Annotated in this window: 17 protein-coding genes; 4 read left to right on the forward strand and 13 right to left on the reverse strand. The window is 72.6% G+C overall.

The window, feature by feature from the left end:
- Positions 1-408 precede the first annotated feature (408 nt).
- Positions 409-1404, reverse strand: coding sequence for a GlxA family transcriptional regulator (locus IA22_RS0105510; protein ID WP_014155574.1), 996 nt, complete (start codon positions 1402-1404; stop codon positions 409-411).
- Positions 1405-1477: 73 nt separating this feature from the next.
- On the opposite strand from IA22_RS0105510, the gene IA22_RS0105515 reads away from it, so the two are divergent.
- The gene (locus tag IA22_RS0105515; RefSeq protein WP_030122891.1) at positions 1478-2062 is read left to right on the forward strand and encodes a cysteine hydrolase family protein; all 585 of its coding nucleotides are present in this window, start codon (positions 1478-1480) and stop codon (positions 2060-2062) included.
- A gap of 4 nt (positions 2063-2066) precedes the next feature.
- On the opposite strand, the gene proC is transcribed toward IA22_RS0105515, so the two are convergent.
- From proC to IA22_RS0105545, 6 genes are all read right to left on the reverse strand, one after another.
- Entirely contained in the window at positions 2067-2876 is an 810-nt protein-coding gene (gene proC, locus IA22_RS0105520; protein WP_014155572.1) for a pyrroline-5-carboxylate reductase, read from the reverse strand.
- Positions 2877-2933: 57 nt separating this feature from the next.
- A complete protein-coding gene (locus IA22_RS0105525; protein ID WP_014155571.1) occupies positions 2934-3692 on the reverse strand; it encodes an ABC transporter permease in 759 nt (252 codons plus the stop codon).
- On the reverse strand, positions 3689-4516 hold the full coding sequence (locus IA22_RS0105530; protein ID WP_030122892.1) for an ABC transporter ATP-binding protein: 828 nt from the start codon (positions 4514-4516) through the stop codon (positions 3689-3691). Before IA22_RS0105530 ends, IA22_RS0105525 begins: the two co-directional genes overlap by 4 nt.
- Positions 4517-4578: 62 nt before the next feature.
- On the reverse strand, positions 4579-5349 hold the full coding sequence (locus IA22_RS0105535; protein WP_015577661.1) for a class I SAM-dependent methyltransferase: 771 nt from the start codon (positions 5347-5349) through the stop codon (positions 4579-4581).
- A gap of 51 nt (positions 5350-5400) precedes the next feature.
- Complete coding sequence (locus IA22_RS0105540; RefSeq protein WP_030122893.1) at positions 5401-5946, reverse strand: hypothetical protein; 546 nt, start codon at positions 5944-5946, stop codon at positions 5401-5403.
- A 34-nt stretch (positions 5947-5980) separates the two neighbouring features.
- Positions 5981-6316, reverse strand: a complete 336-nt coding sequence (locus IA22_RS0105545) for an SH3 domain-containing protein (protein ID WP_014155567.1) — start codon at positions 6314-6316, stop codon at positions 5981-5983.
- Positions 6317-6439: 123 nt separating this feature from the next.
- On the opposite strand from IA22_RS0105545, the gene IA22_RS0105550 reads away from it, so the two are divergent.
- Entirely contained in the window at positions 6440-8587 is a 2148-nt protein-coding gene (locus tag IA22_RS0105550) for a protein kinase domain-containing protein (RefSeq protein ID WP_030122894.1), read from the forward strand.
- Positions 8588-8621: 34 nt separating this feature from the next.
- Here the strand turns inward: IA22_RS0105550 and ilvD are convergent, their stop codons facing one another.
- The 5 genes from ilvD to IA22_RS0105575 all read right to left on the reverse strand — a co-directional run bounded on the left by ilvD (position 8622) and on the right by IA22_RS0105575 (position 14503).
- Complete coding sequence (gene ilvD, locus IA22_RS0105555; RefSeq protein WP_030122895.1) at positions 8622-10472, reverse strand: dihydroxy-acid dehydratase; 1851 nt, start codon at positions 10470-10472, stop codon at positions 8622-8624.
- Positions 10473-10614: 142 nt separating this feature from the next.
- A complete protein-coding gene (locus IA22_RS0105560) occupies positions 10615-11874 on the reverse strand; it encodes a PQQ-binding-like beta-propeller repeat protein (protein WP_014155564.1) in 1260 nt (419 codons plus the stop codon).
- 154 nt (positions 11875-12028) lie between these two features.
- On the reverse strand, positions 12029-12652 hold the full coding sequence (locus IA22_RS0105565; protein WP_030122896.1) for a TetR/AcrR family transcriptional regulator: 624 nt from the start codon (positions 12650-12652) through the stop codon (positions 12029-12031).
- On the reverse strand, positions 12649-13461 hold the full coding sequence (locus tag IA22_RS0105570; protein ID WP_030122897.1) for a sugar phosphate isomerase/epimerase family protein: 813 nt from the start codon (positions 13459-13461) through the stop codon (positions 12649-12651). The genes IA22_RS0105565 and IA22_RS0105570 overlap by 4 nt, the downstream gene beginning before the upstream one ends.
- Before the next feature lie 91 nt (positions 13462-13552).
- Positions 13553-14503 (reverse strand): Ppx/GppA family phosphatase, encoded by a 951-nt coding sequence (locus tag IA22_RS0105575; RefSeq protein WP_030122898.1) that lies wholly within the window; start codon positions 14501-14503, stop codon positions 13553-13555.
- A 32-nt stretch (positions 14504-14535) separates the two neighbouring features.
- Between IA22_RS0105575 and IA22_RS0105580 the strand changes: the two genes are divergently transcribed.
- The gene (locus IA22_RS0105580; RefSeq protein ID WP_014155560.1) at positions 14536-15378 is read left to right on the forward strand and encodes a DUF3109 family protein; all 843 of its coding nucleotides are present in this window, start codon (positions 14536-14538) and stop codon (positions 15376-15378) included.
- A 79-nt stretch (positions 15379-15457) separates the two neighbouring features.
- On the opposite strand, the gene IA22_RS0105585 is transcribed toward IA22_RS0105580, so the two are convergent.
- Complete coding sequence (locus tag IA22_RS0105585) at positions 15458-17227, reverse strand: BACON domain-containing protein (protein WP_030122899.1); 1770 nt, start codon at positions 17225-17227, stop codon at positions 15458-15460.
- 194 nt (positions 17228-17421) lie between these two features.
- On the opposite strand from IA22_RS0105585, the gene radA reads away from it, so the two are divergent.
- Complete coding sequence (gene radA, locus IA22_RS0105590) at positions 17422-18834, forward strand: DNA repair protein RadA (RefSeq protein ID WP_014155558.1); 1413 nt, start codon at positions 17422-17424, stop codon at positions 18832-18834.
- Positions 18835-18869 lie beyond the last annotated feature (35 nt).

An 18869-nucleotide genomic window follows, 5' to 3' on the forward strand; every position in this document is an offset into this window, starting at 1 on the left:
CTTCCCTTCGTTCTTGCGTTTCCGACTCTATCAGACTCTTTCGTGTCCGATTCCCGGTCGAAGCGGGTTACTGCTTGTTTCGCTTTCCAGTTCTTCGCTTTCGCGTTTCCCTTTCCGGCGAGTCCGACTCTATCAGATCCTTTCGGGCCTGATTCCCAGTCAGCGGGGTTCGTCTTCCCGGCCCTTGGGCCGTTCCGACGAGTGAGACTTTAGCGGAATCCCCGGCCCCGACGCTAATCGGGCCACCTTCGAACGCTGATTCCTCATTTCGCACGTGCGCACACAGAAACGGCACGACAGATGTCGTTCGTTTTTCGTGGTTACTGCGGAATGGCTGTCCGGGGACCGACCGGGGTCGGCGCTCACGTCGGACAACTCGGAGCACACTACGGATCCGTATCGGGCGTGTCAACCCCCGCCCGACGTGTCCCTGTCGTGGAACGCCAGCCTGTAGTCGCGTGGGCTCGTGGACAGGTGTGCCGCGAAGTGCTGACGCATCGTGACCTCACTGCCGAAGCCCGCGCGGCGGGCCACCTCCGGGACGGCCAGGTCGGTCCTCTCCAGCAGCTTCTGGGCTGCGGCGATGCGCTGGGTGATCAGCCAGCGCATCGGGGTCGTACCGGTGGTGGCCTGGAAGCGGCGGGCGAAGGTGCGGGCGGACATGCCGGCCAGGGCGGCGAGGCTCGCCACCGTGTGGGGTTCGGCCAGACGGGTCAGCGCATGAGTCCGCGCCTCGGCCAGCGCATCCGCGTCGCGGTCGGCGCGTGGTGTGGGGTGCTCGATGAACTGGGCCTGTGTGCCGGTGCGGAACGGGGCCGTGACCATCGAACGCGCGATCGTCGCCGCCGCCTCCGCCCCATGGGTCGTCCGCACCAGATGCAGGCAGAGGTCGATGCCGGCAGCGGTGCCCGCGGAGGTCCAGATGTTGTCCTCGTGGAGGAAGAGGGCGTCCCGCATCACGGTGACACGTGGATGCCTCGCCTTGAGCAGCTCCGTGAGGTTCCAGTGGGTGACGGCCCTGCGGCCGTCCAGGAGTCCGGCCTGGGCCAGGGTGAAGGCCCCACCGCAGAGTGCGGCGAGGGGCGTGCCCCGGTCGTGGGCGCGGCGCAGGGCGTCGAGCACCGGCTCGGGCGCGGGCGTCTCGTGGTCGTCGAGTCCGGGAACCACGACGAGGTCCGCACGGGCGAGCCAGGCGAGTGTCCGGTCGGGTGTGAGGGAGAGACCGCCCCGGAGCTGGACCGGATCCGGGGCGGTCGCCACCCGTCGCAGCTCGAAGGCGGGTACGCCCCGGTCGGTGCGGTCCACTCCCCATACCTCCGTGATGACGGAGACGTCGAAGGCGCGGACCCCGGGGAAGGCGACCAGGGCCACGCGGCCGGGACGGGGCTTCGGTGGCACGGTCATGGTGGCAGTAAAACATCGGTCGATGACTTTCACGCCTCTGGGGACGGGCCGGCGTCCGGGGGAGGGTGGGGCCATGGAAATCGCGGAGAACGCTGCACTGGTGGTCGTCGACGTGCAACAGGGGTTCGAGGAGGAGGCGTACTGGGGACCGCGTGACAATCCGGAGGCGGACCGGAACATCGCACGGCTGATCGACGTCTGGCAGGCGAGCGGCCGGCCCGTCGTGTTCGTGCGGCACGACTCACCCAAGCCGGACTCGCCGCTGCGGGAGGGGTACGCGGGCAACGCGTTCAAGGAGTACGTCGAGGAGCGGCGGGGAAAGGGTTCGGGGCCGGAGCTCTTCCTGACGAAGTCGGTGAACTCCGCCTTCTACGGCACGCCCGACCTGGACGCCTGGCTGCGGGCGGCCGGGGTGGGGCAGATCGTGGTGGCGGGGATCCAGACCAACATGTGCGCGGAGACGACGGCCCGCATGGGCGGCAATCTCGGCTACGAGGTGTTCTTCGCGCTCGACGCGACGTACACCTTCGACGCGGTCGGCCCCTGGGGCTGGACGCTGAGCGCGCGGGAGCTGTCGCGGGCCACCGCCGTGACCCTGCACGGCGGTGGGTTCGCGCGTGTCGTGCGCAGCGAGGAGCTGGTCGCCGCCGCGGAGTAGCGGGTCAGCCGTTGCCGGTGGCCAGCTCGCGGCTGCGGTCACGGGCGGCTTCGAGGGCCGCGATGAGGGCGGCCCTCACCCCGTGGTTCTCCAGCTCACGGATGGCGCTGATGGTCGTGCCGGCGGGGCTGGTGACGGCCTCGCGGAGCTTGACCGGGTGTTCGCCGCTGTCCCGCAGCATCACGGCGGCCCCGATCGCGGCCTGGACGATCAGCTCGTGGGCCTGGGCGCGGGGCAGGCCGAGCAGGATGCCGGCGTCGGTCATCGCCTCGACGAGGAAGTAGAAGTACGCGGGGCCCGAGCCGGAGAGCGCGGTGGCCGCGTCCTGCTGGGACTCGGGGACCCTGAGCGTCTTGCCCACTCCGCCGAAGATCGACTCGGCGTGGTCGAGGTGTTCGGCGGTCGCGTGGCTGCCCGCAGAGATCACGGACATGCCCTCGTCCACCAGGACGGGGGTGTTCGGCATGACGCGCACGACCGGGATCCCCGCGGTCAGGTTGTCCTCGATGAAGGCGGTGGTGATGCCGGCGGCAGCGCTGATGACGAGGCGGTCGGTGGTGACGTGGGGGGCGAGCTCGTCGAGCAGCTTGCCCATGTCCTGGGGCTTGACCGCGAGGATGAGGATGTCGGCGCTCTTGGCGGCCTCCGCGTTGGTGACGGCCTCGACGCCGTAGCGGGTGCGGAGCTTCTCGGCGCGCTCGGGGCGCCGGGTGGTCACCAGCAGGTCGCCCGCCCGCCAGCCGGCCCTGATCATGCCGCTGAGCAGGGCCTCGCCGATCTTTCCTGTACCGAGGACTGCGACGGTCTGGGTCATGCGGTTCATCCTCCGGGGGCGGTGCGGTCGGTGGTTCGCCATCCTCGCACCGTGCTGTCAGGTGGTGCGGCGGCGGAGGGTGGCGGCGCCCAGGCAGAGGACGAGCAGCGCGCAGCCCGCGACGACCAGGACGTCGCGGTGGAAGTCGGCGGTGACGTCGGTGTGCGCGAGGACCTGGTTCATCCCGTCGACGGCGTACGACATCGGCAGGACGTCGGAGAGGGTCTCGAGGACGGGGTGCATCCGGTCGCGCGGTGTGAACAGTCCGCACAGCAGCAGCTGCGGGAAGATCACGGCCGGCATGAACTGGACCGCCTGGAACTCCGAGGCGGCGAAGGCCGAGACGAACAGGCCGAGCGCCGTGCCGAGGAGTGCGTCGAGCAGGGCGACCAGGAGCAGCAGCCAGGGGGATCCGACGACGTCGAGCCCGAGGACCCAGACGGACATCGCGGTGGCCAGGAGGGACTGGGCGACGGCGACGGCGCCGAAGGCCAGCGCGTATCCCGCGATCAGGTCTCCCTTGCCGAGGGGCAGGGCGAGGAGGCGTTCCAGCGTTCCGGAGGTGCGCTCGCGGAGCGTGGCGATCGAGGTCACCAGGAACATCGTGATCAGCGGGAAGATGCCGAGCAGCGAGGCGCCGATCGCGTCGAAGGTGGCCGGATCGGAGTCGAAGACGTAGCGCAGCAGCGTGATCATCAGGACCGGGACGATCAGCAGCAGCGCGACGGTGCGGGGGTCGTGGCGGAGCTGGCGCAGGACGCGTCCGGCGGTGGCGAGGGCCCGGGCGGGGGAGAGTACGGGGGTGTCGGTGCTCATCGGGGTGTCTCCTGGCCGGCGGGGGTGGCTTCGTCCGTGGTGGCTCGGGGTGCGGTCGCCCCGGCCGTGGCGGCTTCGTCGACGAGGCGCAGGAAGGCTTCCTCCACGGTGGCGGAGCCGGTGCGGGTGCGGAGGGCGTCGGGCGTGTCGTCGGCGAGGATCTCTCCCTCGCGCATGAGCAGCAGCCGGTGGCAGCGTTCGGCCTCGTCCATGACGTGCGAGGAGACGAGGATCGTGGTGCCTCGGTCGGCGGCGAGGGAGTGGAAGAGGTTCCAGAGGTCGCGGCGCAGCACGGGGTCGAGGCCGACGGTCGGCTCGTCGAGTACCAGGAGTTCGGGGGTGCCGAGCAGGGCCACGGCGAGGGAGACGCGGCTGAGCTGTCCTCCGGAGAGAGTGCCGGCGAGGGCGTCGGCGCGGCGGGTCAGGTCGACGTCGCCGATGGCCCGGGTGACGGCCTCCTCGCGGGCCGCGCGGTGGTTGCGCCCCGGCCGGAGGACCGCCGCGAAGTAGTCGAGGTTCTGCCGCACGGTGAGGTCCGTGTAGACCGACGGTGCCTGGGTGACGTAGCCGACGCGCGCCCTCAGGGAGGGGTGGCCGGCGGGGCGTCCGAGGACGTCGAGCGTTCCCGAGACATTGGCCTGGGTGCCGACGACGGCACGCATCAGCGTGGACTTCCCGCAGCCGGACGGTCCGAGGAGGCCGGTGATCCTGCCCGGCTCGACGGTGAAGCCGAGGTCGTGCAGGACGGTGCGGTCTCCTCGTACGACGGTGAGGGCGCGCGCTTCGACGGCCCCCGCGTTCGCAGCACGCAGAGAATTCATCATGTGATGAATATGAGCGCGCCGGAGGACCGCGTCAAGGGATGCGGTGTGCCCGGCGCGGGCGGTCAGCTCGTCAGCAGGGCGAGTTCGACGACGTAACGCTCCTCGACCATGTCGTCGGGGAACACGGCGGCCAGATGTCCTCGCTCCTCGTCCAGGAACCGGCGGGTGGGTTCCGCGTCCGGCCCGCCGCGCACCAGGAAGGCGGAGTGGCTGGAGAGGTTGGCGAGGTGGGTGGCGACCGGCACGGTCCGGGACCAGGGCAGCAGCCGCTGCGCGAACGCGCCGCCGGACAGCTGCCGAAGGTTGCGCGAGCCCGTGGCGCCCGGGGTGCCGTGCGCGCTCTCCTCCGCGCCGAAGTGGCGTCGCAGCCGGGCGTCCTGGTCGGCGATCCACGGCACGGAGTGGTCGGCGACGTTCCACCAGAGCGCCAGGGCACCGCCCGGACGCAGCACACGGAGCGCCTCGGGGAGCGCAAGCGCGGGGTCGGTCCAGTGCCAGGACTGGGCGTAGGTGATCAGGTCGGCGGAGCCGTCGGCCAGGGGGAGGCGGTTGCCGTCACCCCGGACGACCGGCACGGACGGCAGCGTCCGGTGCAGCTCGGCCGCCATGCCGGGTCCGGGTTCCACGGCGGTGACACGACAGCCGCGTCGGTGCAGCAGCCGGGTGGCGATGCCGGTGCCGGCTCCGACGTCGACGGCACGGGCACCGTCGAGGGGGCGGGCGGCCAGTTCCTCGACGGTGTCGAGGAGTACGGGCGGGTATCCGGGACGGGCCGCCGCGTACAGGGCGGCGGAGTCGTCGAAGGAGAGGGCGCGGGGCGTGGATGCGGACATGGGGTCATCGTGCCCTCGGCCCGAGGTCCGCGAGCCGCGCTTGCGCCCGTTCTACCTCCGGCCCGGGCGCTTCCCCTTGGTGCCCTTGCGGGCCGCCGGGTTGCCGGTCCGGGACGAGCGGCGCTTCTGGTAGCGGGCCAGCGCCGTCTCGTACTCCGTGCGCCGCAGTGTCTCGCCGGGTGCCTCGCGGAAGGAGCGGACGAAGTAGGCGAGGAGCGAGCCGATGAAGCCGATCGACTTGAGACCGCGCAGCCTGTCCTCCTGGGACGGGTCGGCGGGACGGCGGGTGAAGCCCTCCCAGGTCTTGCGGAAGGCGATGGCGCTGCACACCGCGAACATCAGCACGACGAGCATGCCGACCAGGCCGCCGACCTCGGCGATCTCCAGTCCCTGATAGGCGAAGCGCAGGACGAAGCAGGCGGCGACGGCCGCGACGAGCGAGCCGACGGTGACCCCCACGCGCCGCAGCCCGTACCCCCCGTCGTGGTCGACCCAGGTCGTACCGAAGAAACGGAGGGGTTCGGGCCGCGGCCCCGGCGTGGTGCCGCCCGCAGGCAGGTCCGAGGGCGTTCCGGGGGCTTCGCTGTTCTCGCTCACGGAATCGATTATCCCCGGACGCGCGACGGTCCGGTCAGTCGCAGCGCGTGGCGATGTAGCCGTCACTGCCCGTCTTGACGTAGGCGTCCGACACGAACTGCCCGTTGGCGATGTTGTCCCACAGGTTCGACGTGCCGTACGGGCCGGTCACCCGCTCCCCCGGCTTCTGGCAGTACACGGGGACGCTCATCCCGTACGGCAGCGTCCGGACGATCCCGTACTGGGTGCCGGGACCTCTGCGGACGTTGACGCGGTAGCCGGGCGCGATCGGGTAGACGACCGTGTCCGCGGCGAGCGTCGCCACCCCCTCGGCCGTGGCCTCCGCGGTGTCCGTGCCGGCCGGGCCGACGGTGTTCTCCTCAACGCCCATGAGGGCCTCCCCCGTTGAAAGTGACGCGTGTGACGCGCAGGCTAACAAGCCCCCCGGTCCTCGCACGCACCATCGACTAGGCTCCGTGCGTCGCGCTTGCGCACGGACACACGGGGGTGGGCGATGCCGCCGCTGCAGGGGACCGGATCACATCCGGAAGCGGAGCATCCTGAGTACGCGGGGAAGTACCGGCTGGAGGCATGCCTCGGAGCGGGCGGCATGGGTGTCGTACACCTCGCACGCTCCCCCTCCGGGCTGCAGCTCGCGGTGAAGGTGGTGCACCGCCAGCACGCGGCGGACCCCGAGTTCAGGGCACGTTTCCGGCAGGAGGTGGCTGCCGCCCGACGGGTCAGCGGGGCGTTCACCGCGCCCGTCGTGGATGCCGATCCGGCGGCGGAACTGCCCTGGATGGCCACCCTGTACGTCCCCGGCCCGACGCTCTCCGCGCAGGTGAAGCGGAACGGGCCGATGAGCCCCGCCGAGCTGCGCAGACTCACGGCGGGACTGGCCGAGGCGCTGCGCGACATCCACCGGGCCGGTGTCATCCACCGCGATCTCAAGCCGAGCAACGTGCTGCTCCCCGACTCCGGGCCCAAGGTCATCGACTTCGGGATCTCCCGGCCGTACGACAGCGATGTCCGCACGGAGACGGGCAAGCTGATCGGCTCGCCGCCGTACATGGCGCCCGAGCAGTTCCAGCGGCCCCGCGAGGTGGGTCCGGCCGCCGACGTGTTCGCGCTCGGGGCGGTGCTGGTCCACGCGGCGACGGGCCGGGGCCCGTTCGACTCCGACAGCCCCTACCTGGTGGCCTACCAGGTGGTGCACGACGAGGCCGATCTGACCGGAGTGCCCACGGATCTCGCGCCCCTGATCGGGCGCTGCCTGGCCAAGGACCCCGCGGAGCGTCCCACCCCGGACGAGATCATGACCGCGCTGCACCCGCCGTCGTACGAGGCCGCCGCCTTCATACCCGTCCAGCGCAGGCCGCTCGCCGCCGAGACGGGTGAGGCGTCCGAGGGGACGACGCACGTCCGGGCCCCCGACGGGCTGCCGTCGGGGGCGGTGAAGGGCCGCCGCACCCGGCGCCGGCTCGCGGTCGTCGTCACCACGGCGGTGCTGCTGGTGGCAGGAGGGCTCTGGGCGGCCGCCGGCCGGGACGGCTCCGGGGCGCCACGGCCGGAGCCCGGCACGGAGGCGGCACCCACGGCCGCCTTCACACCGTGGCGGACACCGCTGCGCTCCCCGGACGGGGCCGCCCCCTCGTGTGCGGCGGGCACGGACGGCACCGGCGCCGCGCTGTACTGCGTCACCCCCGGTCTCGGCACGTCCCGGCTGGACCCGTCCGACGGCACGGTGCTCTGGTCGCACCGGAGCGCGTCGCCGGGGGCCTCCGGGGGAGCGGTGTCCGGGAGCGTGCCCCACACCGTCGGCGAGGGCGGGGAACTCAGGGCGTACTCCCCCGACGGAGGGGCGGAGCTCTGGCACACGGACCTCTCCGCGTACCTCGACACCCCCGTCCCGGCCGGCGACCTCCTGCTGACGGTCCGCCAGGACGGTTCGCTCCAGGCGCTCGACGCGCGGACCGGCAGATCCCTGTGGCGGCACACCGTCCCGGGCCACGCACAGCCGGGCTTCGCGCTGTACGAGGCCGGGACCGGTCTGGCGTACGCCTACGAGAGCTCGGCCCGGGGGACCTCCACCCTGGTCACGGCCGTCGAGGCGAGGACCGGCGACACGGCCTGGCAGCGCAGGCTGGACGGGCTGCTCACCCCGGCGGGGGCGTCCGACGGCACGCTCCTGCTGACCTCGATGAACGAGAAGGCCCAGACCACCGGACTCGTCCGCCACGACCCCGCCGCACATGCCACGAGCCGCATCGCGCTGCCCTTCCGGATGAACGGACCGGAGACCGTGGTGGACGGGGACATCGCGCTGCTGCTGGAGCGTGGCGGGACGCTGCTGGCCCTCGACATCCGGCCGGGCGCCGCACGGGTGGAGCGCTGGCGGCTGGAGACGGCCGTCGGGACGACCTCGGCACCGGTCCTCGGAACGGGCGGCCGGCTGTACTTCTCGGCTGCCGACGGGCGGCTGCTCGCCGTCGACACCGAGCGCGGGAAGCTGCTGGGCCAGACGCGCCCACGGCTGAGGGAGGGCAGGCTCAGCCATGCCTCCTCCCTGCCGGCCCCCGTCGTCCTGGGCCGCGGCGTCGTCGGCACCGCCCCGGACGGGACCGTCTTCGCCGTGGACGCGGACGACCCCGCCGCCTGGTGAGACCAGGGGCGGGGCCGGACGGGACGGAGGGCGGTCAGCCCAGCTTGGAGATGTCGCGGACGGCGCCGCGGTCGGCGCTCGTGGCCATCGCGGCGTAGGCGCGCAGGGCCGCGGAGACCTTGCGGTCACGGTTCTTCGGCGCGTACACGCCGTTCAGCGCCTCGCGTCGGGCGGCGAGCTCCTCGTCGGAGACGAGCAACTCGATCGAACGGTTCGGGATGTCGATCCGGATCCGGTCGCCGTCCTCGACCAGCGCGATCGTGCCGCCGGACGCCGCCTCGGGCGAGGCGTGCCCGATGGAGAGGCCGGAGGTGCCGCCGGAGAACCGGCCGTCCGTGACGAGCGCGCAGGTCTTGCCGAGACCGCGGCCCTTCAGGAAGGACGTCGGGTAGAGCATCTCCTGCATGCCGGGGCCGCCGCGCGGGCCCTCGTAGCGGATGACGACGACGTCGCCGTGCTCGATCTCCTTGCGGAGGATCTTGTCGACGGCGTCCTCCTGCGACTCGCAGACGACGGCCGGTCCCTCGAAGGTCCAGATCGACTCGTCGACGCCCGCCGTCTTCACGACGCAGCCGTCCACGGCGAGGTTCCCCTTGAGGACCGCCAGACCGCCGTCCTTGGAGTACGCGTGCGCCACGTCGCGGATGCAGCCGCCGGCCGCGTCCAGGTCGAGGGTGTCCCAGCGCTCGGACTGCGAGAAGGCGGTCGCGCTGCGGACGCAGCCGGGGGCCGCGTGCCAGAGCTCGACGGCCTCGGGGGACGCGGTGCCACCGCGGACGTCCCAGGCCTTGAGCCACTCGGCGAGGGTGTCGGAGTGGACCGAGTGCACGTCCTCGTTGAGCAGCCCGCCGCGGTGCAGCTCCCCCAGGAGGGCGGGGATGCCGCCCGCCCGGTGGACGTCCTCCATGTAGTACGTGCCCCCGGGTGCCACGTTGGGGGCGACCTTCGACAGGCACGGCACGCGGCGCGAGACCTCGTTGATGTCGTCGAGGTCGTAGGCGAGCTCGGCCTCCTCGGCCGCCGCCAGCAGGTGCAGGATCGTGTTGGTCGAGCCGCCCATGGCGATGTCGAGCGCCATGGCGTTGTCGAACGCGGCGCGGGTGCCGATGGAGCGCGGCAGGACGGTCTCGTCGTCCTGCTCGTAGTAGCGCTTGGTGATCTCGACGACCGTCCGGCCCGCGTTCTCGTACAGCGCCTTGCGGGCGGTGTGCGTGGCGAGGACGGAGCCGTTGCCCGGGAGGGAGAGGCCGAGGACCTCGGTCAGGCAGTTCATCGAGTTGGCGGTGAACATGCCGGAACAGCTGCCGCACGTGGGACAGGCGTTCTCCTCGATGCGGAGGATGTCCTCGTCGGAGATGCTCTCGTCGACCGCGTCGCTGATCGCGTTGACCAGGTCGAGCTTGCGGACCGTGCCGTCGACGAGGGTGGCCTTGCCGGCCTCCATCGGACCGCCGGAGACGAACACCGTGGGGATGTTGAGGCGCATCGCGGCCATCAGCATGCCGGGGGTGATCTTGTCGCAGTTGGAGATGCAGATCAGGGCGTCGGCGCAGTGCGCCTCGACCATGTACTCGACGCTGTCCGCGATGAGGTCGCGGGAGGGCAGGCTGTAGAGCATGCCGCCGTGGCCCATGGCGATGCCGTCGTCCACCGCGATCGTGTTGAACTCGCGGGGCACCGCGCCCGCCGCCTTGATCGCCTCGGAGACGATCCGGCCGACGGGGGCGAGGTGGGTGTGGCCCGGCACGAACTCGGTGAAGGAGTTGGCCACCGCGATGATCGGCTTGCCGATGTCCTCGCTCGCTACCCCGGACGCACGCATAAGGGCGCGCGCGCCCGCCATGTTGCGGCCGTGTGTGACAGTGCGGGACCTCAGCTGGGGCATCGTCTCTCGCTCCTTCGACAGAAAAGACTGCCTTTGAGCGTACGCCTCCTGTGCCAAGATCTGGACATCCTGTCCGGAATGCGGGATGCCGTGCTCACTGGGCGGGCAGGGAGGGAGGCCCCTCCCCCTCCCCGCGGGCCGGTCACACGGCCGGGAGCGCCATCAGACGGCGGCCGTGGAGTGCGACCAGCCGCTTGCCACCGGAGACGACGTACCACGGGTCGATCGCCCCCGTGCCGTCGTTGTAGGTCCAGCGCAGCTTCCCGTCCCGGGCGTCGTACGCCTGGACGCCGCCGTTCTCGTCGAACTCCGTCGCCCCGTAGAGGGTGTCCCCCACCTTGGTGAACTGCCGCGGGACCGAGACGTCACGGAGCTCGGGGTTGTGCCAGCGCCGCTTGCCGGTGGCCGGATCGACGGCCCACAGCGCGTGGGCGCTGTCCGAGGCGTAGAGCACCCCTTCGAGGACGGCCGGCCCGTTGAAGGTGTCGAACTCCTCGGTCTCCAGCGCCCAGCGCTCGGCACCGTCGTCCAGGGCGAACGCGCGCAGGTGCCGGCCGTCGGCGACGAAGACCGCCCCGTCGTGGACCGCGATCCTCTCGAAGTTGGACCGGCTGATCTTCTTCGACCACAGCTGCCGTCCGGTCGTGGTGTCACGGACGGTCAGGTTCTCGCGGTGGTCGGTGTAGACGAGGCGCTCGCCGGACACCGCGGAGGTCAGGCCGGACTCCTCGGTCCCGGTGTCCCGCTTCTCGTTCCAGACGGCCTTGCCGGTACGGATGTCGACGGCGGCGATCACATTGGTCCGGGAGCTGAGGTCCTTCTCCAGGATGCCCGCGATCACGTACACGCGTTCGGCGTCGGCGCCGATGGGCCGGGGCTGGGCGTAGCCCCCGCCCAGGCGGCTGCGCCAGGTCTCCTTGCCGGTGGCCGGGTCGAGCCCCACGAGATCGCCGTCGTACTCGCCGCTGGCCAGGTAGAGCGTGTCGCCGCCCATGATCAGCCGTGCGCCCGGCTGGGCGGCGCCCGGCAGGGACCACAGCTTCTTGCCGGTGGCGAGGTCCCGTGCCGTCAGGGGGTCGTCGGCGATGAGGACCACGTTCCCCACGACGCCGAGCACCTCGTCGCTGCCGAGGGAGCCCACCCCGGTCGGCTCCTGCCACAGGGCGCGCGGGGCGCTGCCGGCCGGCGGGGTCGTGAACGCGTCCCCGCCGGCCGTCCCGCCGCCGGGCTTCGGCTCGCCGGTACCGCCGGAGGCGCCGTCCTCCTCGGGGCCGCACGCCGTCGTCACCGCACCGGCGACGACGAGGCCCAGCCCCACGCCGGCCATCCGCAGCAGCCGGCGGCGGGACAGGACTCCGTCCGCCGCGCTCGCGTCCGGTACGCGCACATTCCGAGTCGCCACGGTCCGTCTCCCCCATCTGTCGTCCGCCACGTACGTCCGGCACGTGATCACGGACAGCCAACCATCGGAATTCGGCCATGCCGTCGGCTGATACCGATTCGGGACACCGTTGTGCAGTCATCGGCACAGCGGTCACACAGGCAGGACGCCCCGGTCACCCGTCGGCGAGGTACCGCTGGAGCGTGGGAGCCACCATCGCGATGATCCGCTCCGGGTCGGCCGACGCCAGCGGCTCCGCCTGGATGACGTAGCGCAGGATCGCGATGCCGATCATGTGGGAGGCGGCGAGTTCCGCGCGGAAGGCCGGCTCCGGCACGTCGAGGTCCGCCGCGATCCGCTCCAGCAGCCGCCGCAGCACGAACTCGCGCAACACCTTGGCGGCCGCCTCGTGCGTGAGCGCGGAACGGAGCATGGCCAGCAGCGGTGCCCGTGACGCCGGGTTCTCCCAGACGCCGATGAAGAACCGGGCCAGCCGCTCACCGACGTCCGCGGAGGGCCCGCCCAGGATCGAGGGGATGACCAGCGCGGGCTCGAAGGAGACCTCGACGGCCGCCGCGAAGACCTCGTCCTTCGTACCGAAGTAGTGGTGGACCAGGGCCGCGTCCACACCCGCCGCCTTCGCGATGCCGCGCATCGACGTCTTGTCGTAGCCGCGCACGGCGAACTCCGCGCGGGCCGCCTCCAGGATCCGGGTCCGGGCGTCGGGGCCCTCGGCGTGGGCGGCGCGGGAGGGGCGGCCCCTGCGCCGTGGGGCCGGGCCGTCGGCGCCCGGGGTCACGGCCGGGGTGCCTGGGCCGACGACGCCAGGTGCAGCCGGGTGAAGGCGAGCGCCTCCGCGAGATCGGCCTCGCGCTCGGCCGACGACATGGCGCGGCGGGTGTTGACCTCGATGACCACATGGCCGTCGAAGCCCGTGCGGGCCAGCCGCTCCAGGAGTTCCGCGCACGGCTGGTCCCCCCGGCCGGGCACCAGGTGCTCGTCCTTGCCGGATCCCTTGCCGTCGGCGAGGTGCACATGGGCGAGCCGGTCAGCCATCCGGTCCACCATGGCCATGCCGTCGGTGCGCGCGGTCGCCGTGTGCGAGAGGTCCACGGTGAAGTGCCGGTAGTCGTCGTTGCTGACGTCCCAGGCGGGGGCGTACGCGAGCATCTCGCGGTCGCGGTAGCGCCACGGGTACATGTTCTCCACCGCGAAACGCACATCGGTCTCGTCCGCCATGCGCCAGATTCCGTTCACGAAGTCACGGGCGTAGGTGCGCTGCCACCGGAAGGGCGGATGAACGACCACCGTCGAGGCACCGAGCGTCTCCGCCGCGGCCCTGGCCCGCTGGAGCTTGACCCACGGGTCCGTGGACCAGACCCGCTGCGTGATCAGCAGACAGGGCGCGTGCACGGCCAGGATCGGCACCTGGTGGTAGTCGGAGAGGCGTTTCAGCGCCTCGACGTCCTGGCTGACGGGGTCGGTCCAGACCATGACCTCGACACCGTCGTAGCCCAGGCGCGCAGCGATCTCGAAGGCCGTCGCCGTCGACTCCGGATAGACGGAGGCCGTAGACAGGGCGACCTTCGCATCCGGGATGCGCACCACTGGTTCTGCCACGTTGACAGGGTACGGGCAGCGGTGTGCGAGGCCGAGGGAGCCCGGCTGAAAGTGAGAAGGACCATGACGGGCCGTGAGGTCAGGCCAGGGCGACCGCCCGCTGCGCCGGCAGGTGGTCGAGACGGCGCAGGATGACTCCCTCCCGCAGCGCCCAGGGACAGATCTCCAGCTCCTCGACTCCGAACAGGTCCATCGCCCCCTCGGCCACGAGCGCCCCCGCCAGCAGCTGGCCGGCGCGCCCCTCGGTGACCCCGGGCAGACTCCCCCGCCGCTCCACGGTCATCGCCGACAGCTTCGGGACCCACTCCTCCAGGGCCTTGCGGCTGAGGACGCGCTGCACGTAGAGCCCCTCGGCGGAGCGGGCGGCCCCCGTGATCCTGGCGAGCTGCCGGAACGTCTTGGAGGTCCCGACGACGTGGTCGGGCGGCCCGAGCCTGGTGAACTCGCCGACCGTGCGGGCGATGCCCGCGCGGACGTGGCGGCGCAGCGCGCGCACGTCCGTCGGGTCCGGCGGATCGCCCGGGAGCCAGGCGGCGGTGAGGCGGCCCGCGCCGAAGGGCAGCGACACGGCGGCGTCGGGCTCCTCGTCCATGCCGTAGCCGACCTCCAGCGAACCGCCGCCGATGTCCAGGACCAGCAGCTTGCCCGCGGACCAGCCGAACCAGCGGCGGGCGGCCAGGAAGGTCAGCCGCGCCTCCTCCTCGCCGCTGAGGACGGCGAGGGCGACTCCGGTCTCGTCCCGCACCCGCGCCAGCACCTCGTCCGCGTTGCCCGCGTCGCGGACGGCGGAGGTGGCGAACGCCAGCACGTCCTCGCAGCCCTTGTCCTCGGCCGCCTGGAGCGCGTCACCGACCGTGGCGACGAGCCGGTCCACGCCCTCGGGACCGATCGACCCCTCCGGGTCGAGGAGTTCGGCGAGCCGCAATTCCGCCTTGTGCGAGTGCGCGGGCTGCGGGCGGGCACCGGGATGCGCGTCGACCACCAGCAGATGCACCGTGTTCGACCCCACGTCGAGGACTCCGAGTCTCATACGGGAACGCTACTGCGGCTTACTCTGGGCAGGTGCCAAAGACGAAAAAGGCGAAGCCGGACAAAGCCACGAAGAAGCAGCCGGGAGTGAAGCAGGAGATCCAGCAGCCGGAAGCATCGGGGCCGGACGGGCCCGACGAGAAGGGGCTCGACTTCGCGCGGGCCTGGGTGGAGTTCGCCGACCCCGCCGACGACGAGCAGGTCTTCCGCTGCGATCTGACCTGGCTGACGTCCCGCTGGAACTGCATCTTCGGCAGCGGCTGCCAGGGCATCCAGGCGGGCCGCGCGGACGACGGCTGCTGCACGCTGGGCGCGCACTTCTCCGACAAGGACGACGAGAAGCGGGTGGCCGGGCACGTCGCACGGCTCACCCCCGAGATCTGGCAGTTCCACGACGTCGGCACGAAGACCGGCTGGGTCGGCGTCGACGAGGACGGCGAGCGTCAGACGCGGCGCTGGGAGGGCTCCTGCATCTTCCAGAACCGCCCCGGCTTCGCGGGCGGCATGGGCTGCTCGCTGCACATCCTGGCCCTCAAGGAGGGCAAGGAGCCGCTGGAGACCAAGCCCGACGTGTGCTGGCAGCTGCCGGTCCGCCGTACGTACGACTGGATCGAACGGCCCGACGACACGCGCGTGCTCCAGATCTCGATCGGGGAGTACGACCGCCGCGGCTGGGGTCCCGGCGGCCACGACCTGCACTGGTGGTGCACCTCGGCGACGTCCGCGCACGGGGCCGGTGACCCGGTCTACGTGTCCTACCGTCCCGAGCTCACCGAGATGATGGGCGAGGAGGCCTACGACCGGCTGGCCGAGCTGTGCGAGCAGCGGCTGGCCTCGCTGCTGCCGATGGCCCCGCATCCGGCCGACCCGGCCTGAGAGGAGACCGGCCTCGCCCCGACGGCGGCCCGGTGCGCGGCGCACGGACGCTCCGCCGCACGCCGGGCCGCCGTTTCCGTCACCCCGCCGGCCCGGACGGTTCGTCCGGGTCCGTCGTCGGGCCGGACGACGGGCCGGGCTCGGTGGATCCGTCCGACGGTGACGGGGTGGGGCCGGGCGGGTCCGTCGGGTCCGTGGGCGTCGGCGTCGGGTCCGGCGGACCGGTGGGGTCCGTCGGGGTCGGGGTGGGGTCCGGCGAGTGAGGCGGGGAGGACGGCGCGGGGCTCGGGGGCCCGGTCGGCGGGTCCGGGGACGGCTCCGGGCTCCCCGGGCGCGGTGCGCCGTGGCCGGTGATCGCGACGGCGGACCCCGACGGGGCGAGCAGGACACGGGCGCTCCAGGGGCCCTGCGGCTCGGCCGAGCGGTCCACGAACACGTAGAAGGTGGTGCTCCTGCCGGGGGCGACCGTGCCCGACGTACGGGTGAGGCGCAGCCAGGGGGCGGCCGTCCGGGCCGACCAGGCGACGGCTTCGTCCCCCGTCACGGTCAGGGTGATCGCCGTACGGCCTCCGGACGAGCGGGCCGAGACGCCGATCGAGGCCGCCGCTCCCTCCGGGCCGCCGCCGACGCTGACGACCTCGGCCGAGACGTCCGGGCTCCGGACGCCGTCCGTGAAGCCGCCGTCCCCGTCGGGGCGGGCGTTGCCCGCGTTCTCGTACTGGCCGTGCGGGTCGCCCTCGGAGCCGGGCTCCCCGTCCACGTCGGAGGCGGTGACCGAGGTGTCGCGCCCCTCTCCGGTCAGCGGCGCGCCCCGGTACGCGGCCCACAGGGCGATCACCGGGGCGGCGACGACCGTCGCCACCACCGTCGTCGTCACCACCCGGGCCCGCAACCGGTCCCGCCGCGCGGCGTGGTCCTTGGGGTCCAGCGGGAAACCGGTCCGGGCGAAGCGCGGCGCTCCGGAGCGGTTCCGCCGGGCGTGCGCCAGGGCGACGTGCACCGAGGGTCGAGGCGCCTCGAGGACCGGCAGCGGGGAGGCGGGGGTGACGGCGGCCCCGGGCCAGGGGCCGGAGGCGCCCGCGCGCTCGGCGGCACGGCGGCAGCGTGGGCAGTCGTCGACGTGCCGGACGAGCTCCCGGCGCAGGGCCGCCGAGAGCAGCACCTGGTGGGTGCCGGTGAGCCGGGCGACCGCGGGACAGTTCCCGCTCTCCACGACGGCGAGAGCGGCGCGGGTGCGCTCCACCTCGCAGGCGGCACCGGCCAGGAGCTCCCGGGCGCTGCCGGGATCGAGGCCGAGGACGGCCGCCACGGCGCGCGGGGCCAGACCGTGACGCACGGCGAGCTCCAGCGCCTCGCGCTGCTCGGGAGTGGTGCCCGCCGCCTCGGGCCAGGCCAGCTTCGCGAGCTCGCGCCGGCGCGCCTCGGCCGCCGGGGACTCGGTGGCGGTGCCGGGGGCGGTCTGCGCGACACCGCGGGCGGCCGGATCGCCGGTGCCCCCGTGCGGCGCGGCGCCCCGGCGGACCGGCCGTCGCCGGTGCGCCCGGCGGCCGCTTCGCTGCTCGGTGAGCACCCGCAGGCAGGTCCACCTGGCCAGGGCGTACAGCCAGGATTTACGTTCCTCCTCGGCCGCGGGGCACCGGCCGTCCTGCCGCTCGGCGATCGCCAGGACCGAGCCGAGCGCGTCGGTGGCGGCCTCGTGGTCGCAGAGCACGGAGAGGCAGTAGGTGAACAGGCCGTCGAGGTACGGCTCGTCATGTGCGGGCGACCGCCGCACCGCGGGGGCCTCGCGACGGTGCGCCCGGTGTGCGCCGGTGGTGTGCGTGGGGGGCTCCAGCCTGCTGCTCGTCACCTTGCGACCGTAGGCAGATACCGGAGGAACCCTGACAGCATTTTCCGACATTTAATCCTTACGGGTGACAGTCTCCCTCGAAAGGGGACAGGAATCCCGGATTCCTACTGAAATACCTCATAGGGCACATGTTCGCCTCTCGCGACTGTGGTCGACTGATCGGCACTGTCGGACCGCCCCTATACGGTGGCGCCATGGCTGCCCGTACGAAATCCGCGAAGGACCGGCCGTCCTACCGCTGCACCGAATGCGGCTGGACGACCGCCAAATGGCTCGGCCGCTGCCCCGAATGCCAGGCCTGGGGGACGGTCGAGGAGTTCGGCGGCGCCCCCGCCGTCCGCACGACCGCCGCGGGCCGGGTGTCCTCCGCCGCCCTGCCGATCGGCCAGGTCGACAGCCGGCAGGCGACCGCGCGCTCGACCGGGGTCGGCGAGCTGGACCGCGTGCTCGGCGGAGGCCTCGTGCCCGGTGCGGTCGTGCTGCTCGCGGGCGAGCCGGGCGTCGGCAAGTCGACGCTGCTGCTGGACGTGGCCGCCAAGGCGGCGAGCGACGACCACCGCACGCTCTACGTCACGGCCGAGGAGTCCGCCAGCCAGGTGCGGATGCGGGCCGACCGGATCCGGGCCATCAACGACCACCTGTACCTCGCCGCCGAGACCGACCTCTCGGCGGTCCTGGGACATCTGGACGCGGTCAAGCCGTCCCTGCTCGTCCTCGACTCGGTGCAGACGGTGGCCTCCCCCGAGATCGACGGCGCGCCCGGCGGCATGGCGCAGGTCCGCGAGGTGGCGGGCGCGCTCATCCGGGCCTCGAAGGAGCGCGGCATGTCGACGCTCCTGGTCGGCCATGTGACCAAGGACGGCGCCATCGCGGGACCACGGCTCCTGGAGCACCTCGTCGACGTGGTGCTGTCCTTCGAGGGCGACCGGCACGCACGCCTGCGGCTGGTGCGCGGCGTCAAGAACAGGTACGGGGCCACCGACGAGGTCGGCTGCTTCGAGCTGCACGACGAGGGCATCACCGGCCTGGCGGATCCGTCGGGGCTCTTCCTCACCCGCCGCGACGAGCCGGTCCCCGGCACCTGCCTGACGGTCACCCTCGAGGGCAAGCGCCCACTCGTCGCCGAGGTGCAGGCCCTGACGGTCGACTCGCAGATCCCCTCGCCCCGGCGCACCACCTCGGGCCTGGAGACCTCCCGCGTCTCGATGATGCTGGCCGTCCTCGAGCAGCGGGGCCGGATCAGCGCGCTCGGCAAGCGGGACATCTACAGTGCGACGGTGGGCGGCGTGAAGCTCACGGAACCGGCCGCGGACCTCGCGATCGCCCTGGCACTGGCCAGTGCGGCCAGCGACACACCGCTCCCGAAGAACCTGGTCGCGATCGGTGAGGTGGGTCTCGCCGGGGAGGTCAGGAGGGTCACCGGGGTCCAGCGCAGGCTGGCGGAGGCGTACCGTCTCGGGTTCAAGCACGCCCTGGTCCCGAGGGACCCCGGGCAGGTCCCGGCCGGCATGAAGGTCACGGAAGTGGCCGACATGGGCGACGCCCTGAGAGTCCTCCCCCGCCGGTCTCGGCCGGACGGACCACAGGAGGACGGCGCACGCCGGTAGACTTTGCCCTGGTCTCGCCCGCCCGTACGACGGTA

Source organism: Kitasatospora papulosa (assembly GCF_000717245.1).
GTDB lineage: Bacteria > Actinomycetota > Actinomycetes > Streptomycetales > Streptomycetaceae > Streptomyces > Streptomyces papulosus.

What these genes read in the sequence shown, in the direction of transcription:
- IA22_RS0105510 (WP_014155574.1), bottom strand. Translation starts at nt 1,404, where the DNA reads ATGACCGTGCCACCGAAGCCCCGTCCCGGCCGCGTGGCCCTGGTCGCC.
- IA22_RS0105515 (WP_030122891.1), top strand. Translation starts at nt 1,478, where the DNA reads ATGGAAATCGCGGAGAACGCTGCACTGGTGGTCGTCGACGTGCAACAG.
- proC (WP_014155572.1), bottom strand. Translation starts at nt 2,876, where the DNA reads ATGACCCAGACCGTCGCAGTCCTCGGTACAGGAAAGATCGGCGAGGCC.
- IA22_RS0105525 (WP_014155571.1), bottom strand. Translation starts at nt 3,692, where the DNA reads ATGAGCACCGACACCCCCGTACTCTCCCCCGCCCGGGCCCTCGCCACC.
- IA22_RS0105530 (WP_030122892.1), bottom strand. Translation starts at nt 4,516, where the DNA reads ATGATGAATTCTCTGCGTGCTGCGAACGCGGGGGCCGTCGAAGCGCGC.
- IA22_RS0105535 (WP_015577661.1), bottom strand. Translation starts at nt 5,349, where the DNA reads ATGTCCGCATCCACGCCCCGCGCCCTCTCCTTCGACGACTCCGCCGCC.
- IA22_RS0105545 (WP_014155567.1), bottom strand. Translation starts at nt 6,316, where the DNA reads ATGGGCGTTGAGGAGAACACCGTCGGCCCGGCCGGCACGGACACCGCG.
- IA22_RS0105550 (WP_030122894.1), top strand. Translation starts at nt 6,440, where the DNA reads ATGCCGCCGCTGCAGGGGACCGGATCACATCCGGAAGCGGAGCATCCT.
- ilvD (WP_030122895.1), bottom strand. Translation starts at nt 10,472, where the DNA reads ATGCCCCAGCTGAGGTCCCGCACTGTCACACACGGCCGCAACATGGCG.
- IA22_RS0105575 (WP_030122898.1), bottom strand. Translation starts at nt 14,503, where the DNA reads ATGAGACTCGGAGTCCTCGACGTGGGGTCGAACACGGTGCATCTGCTG.
- radA (WP_014155558.1), top strand. Translation starts at nt 17,422, where the DNA reads ATGGCTGCCCGTACGAAATCCGCGAAGGACCGGCCGTCCTACCGCTGC.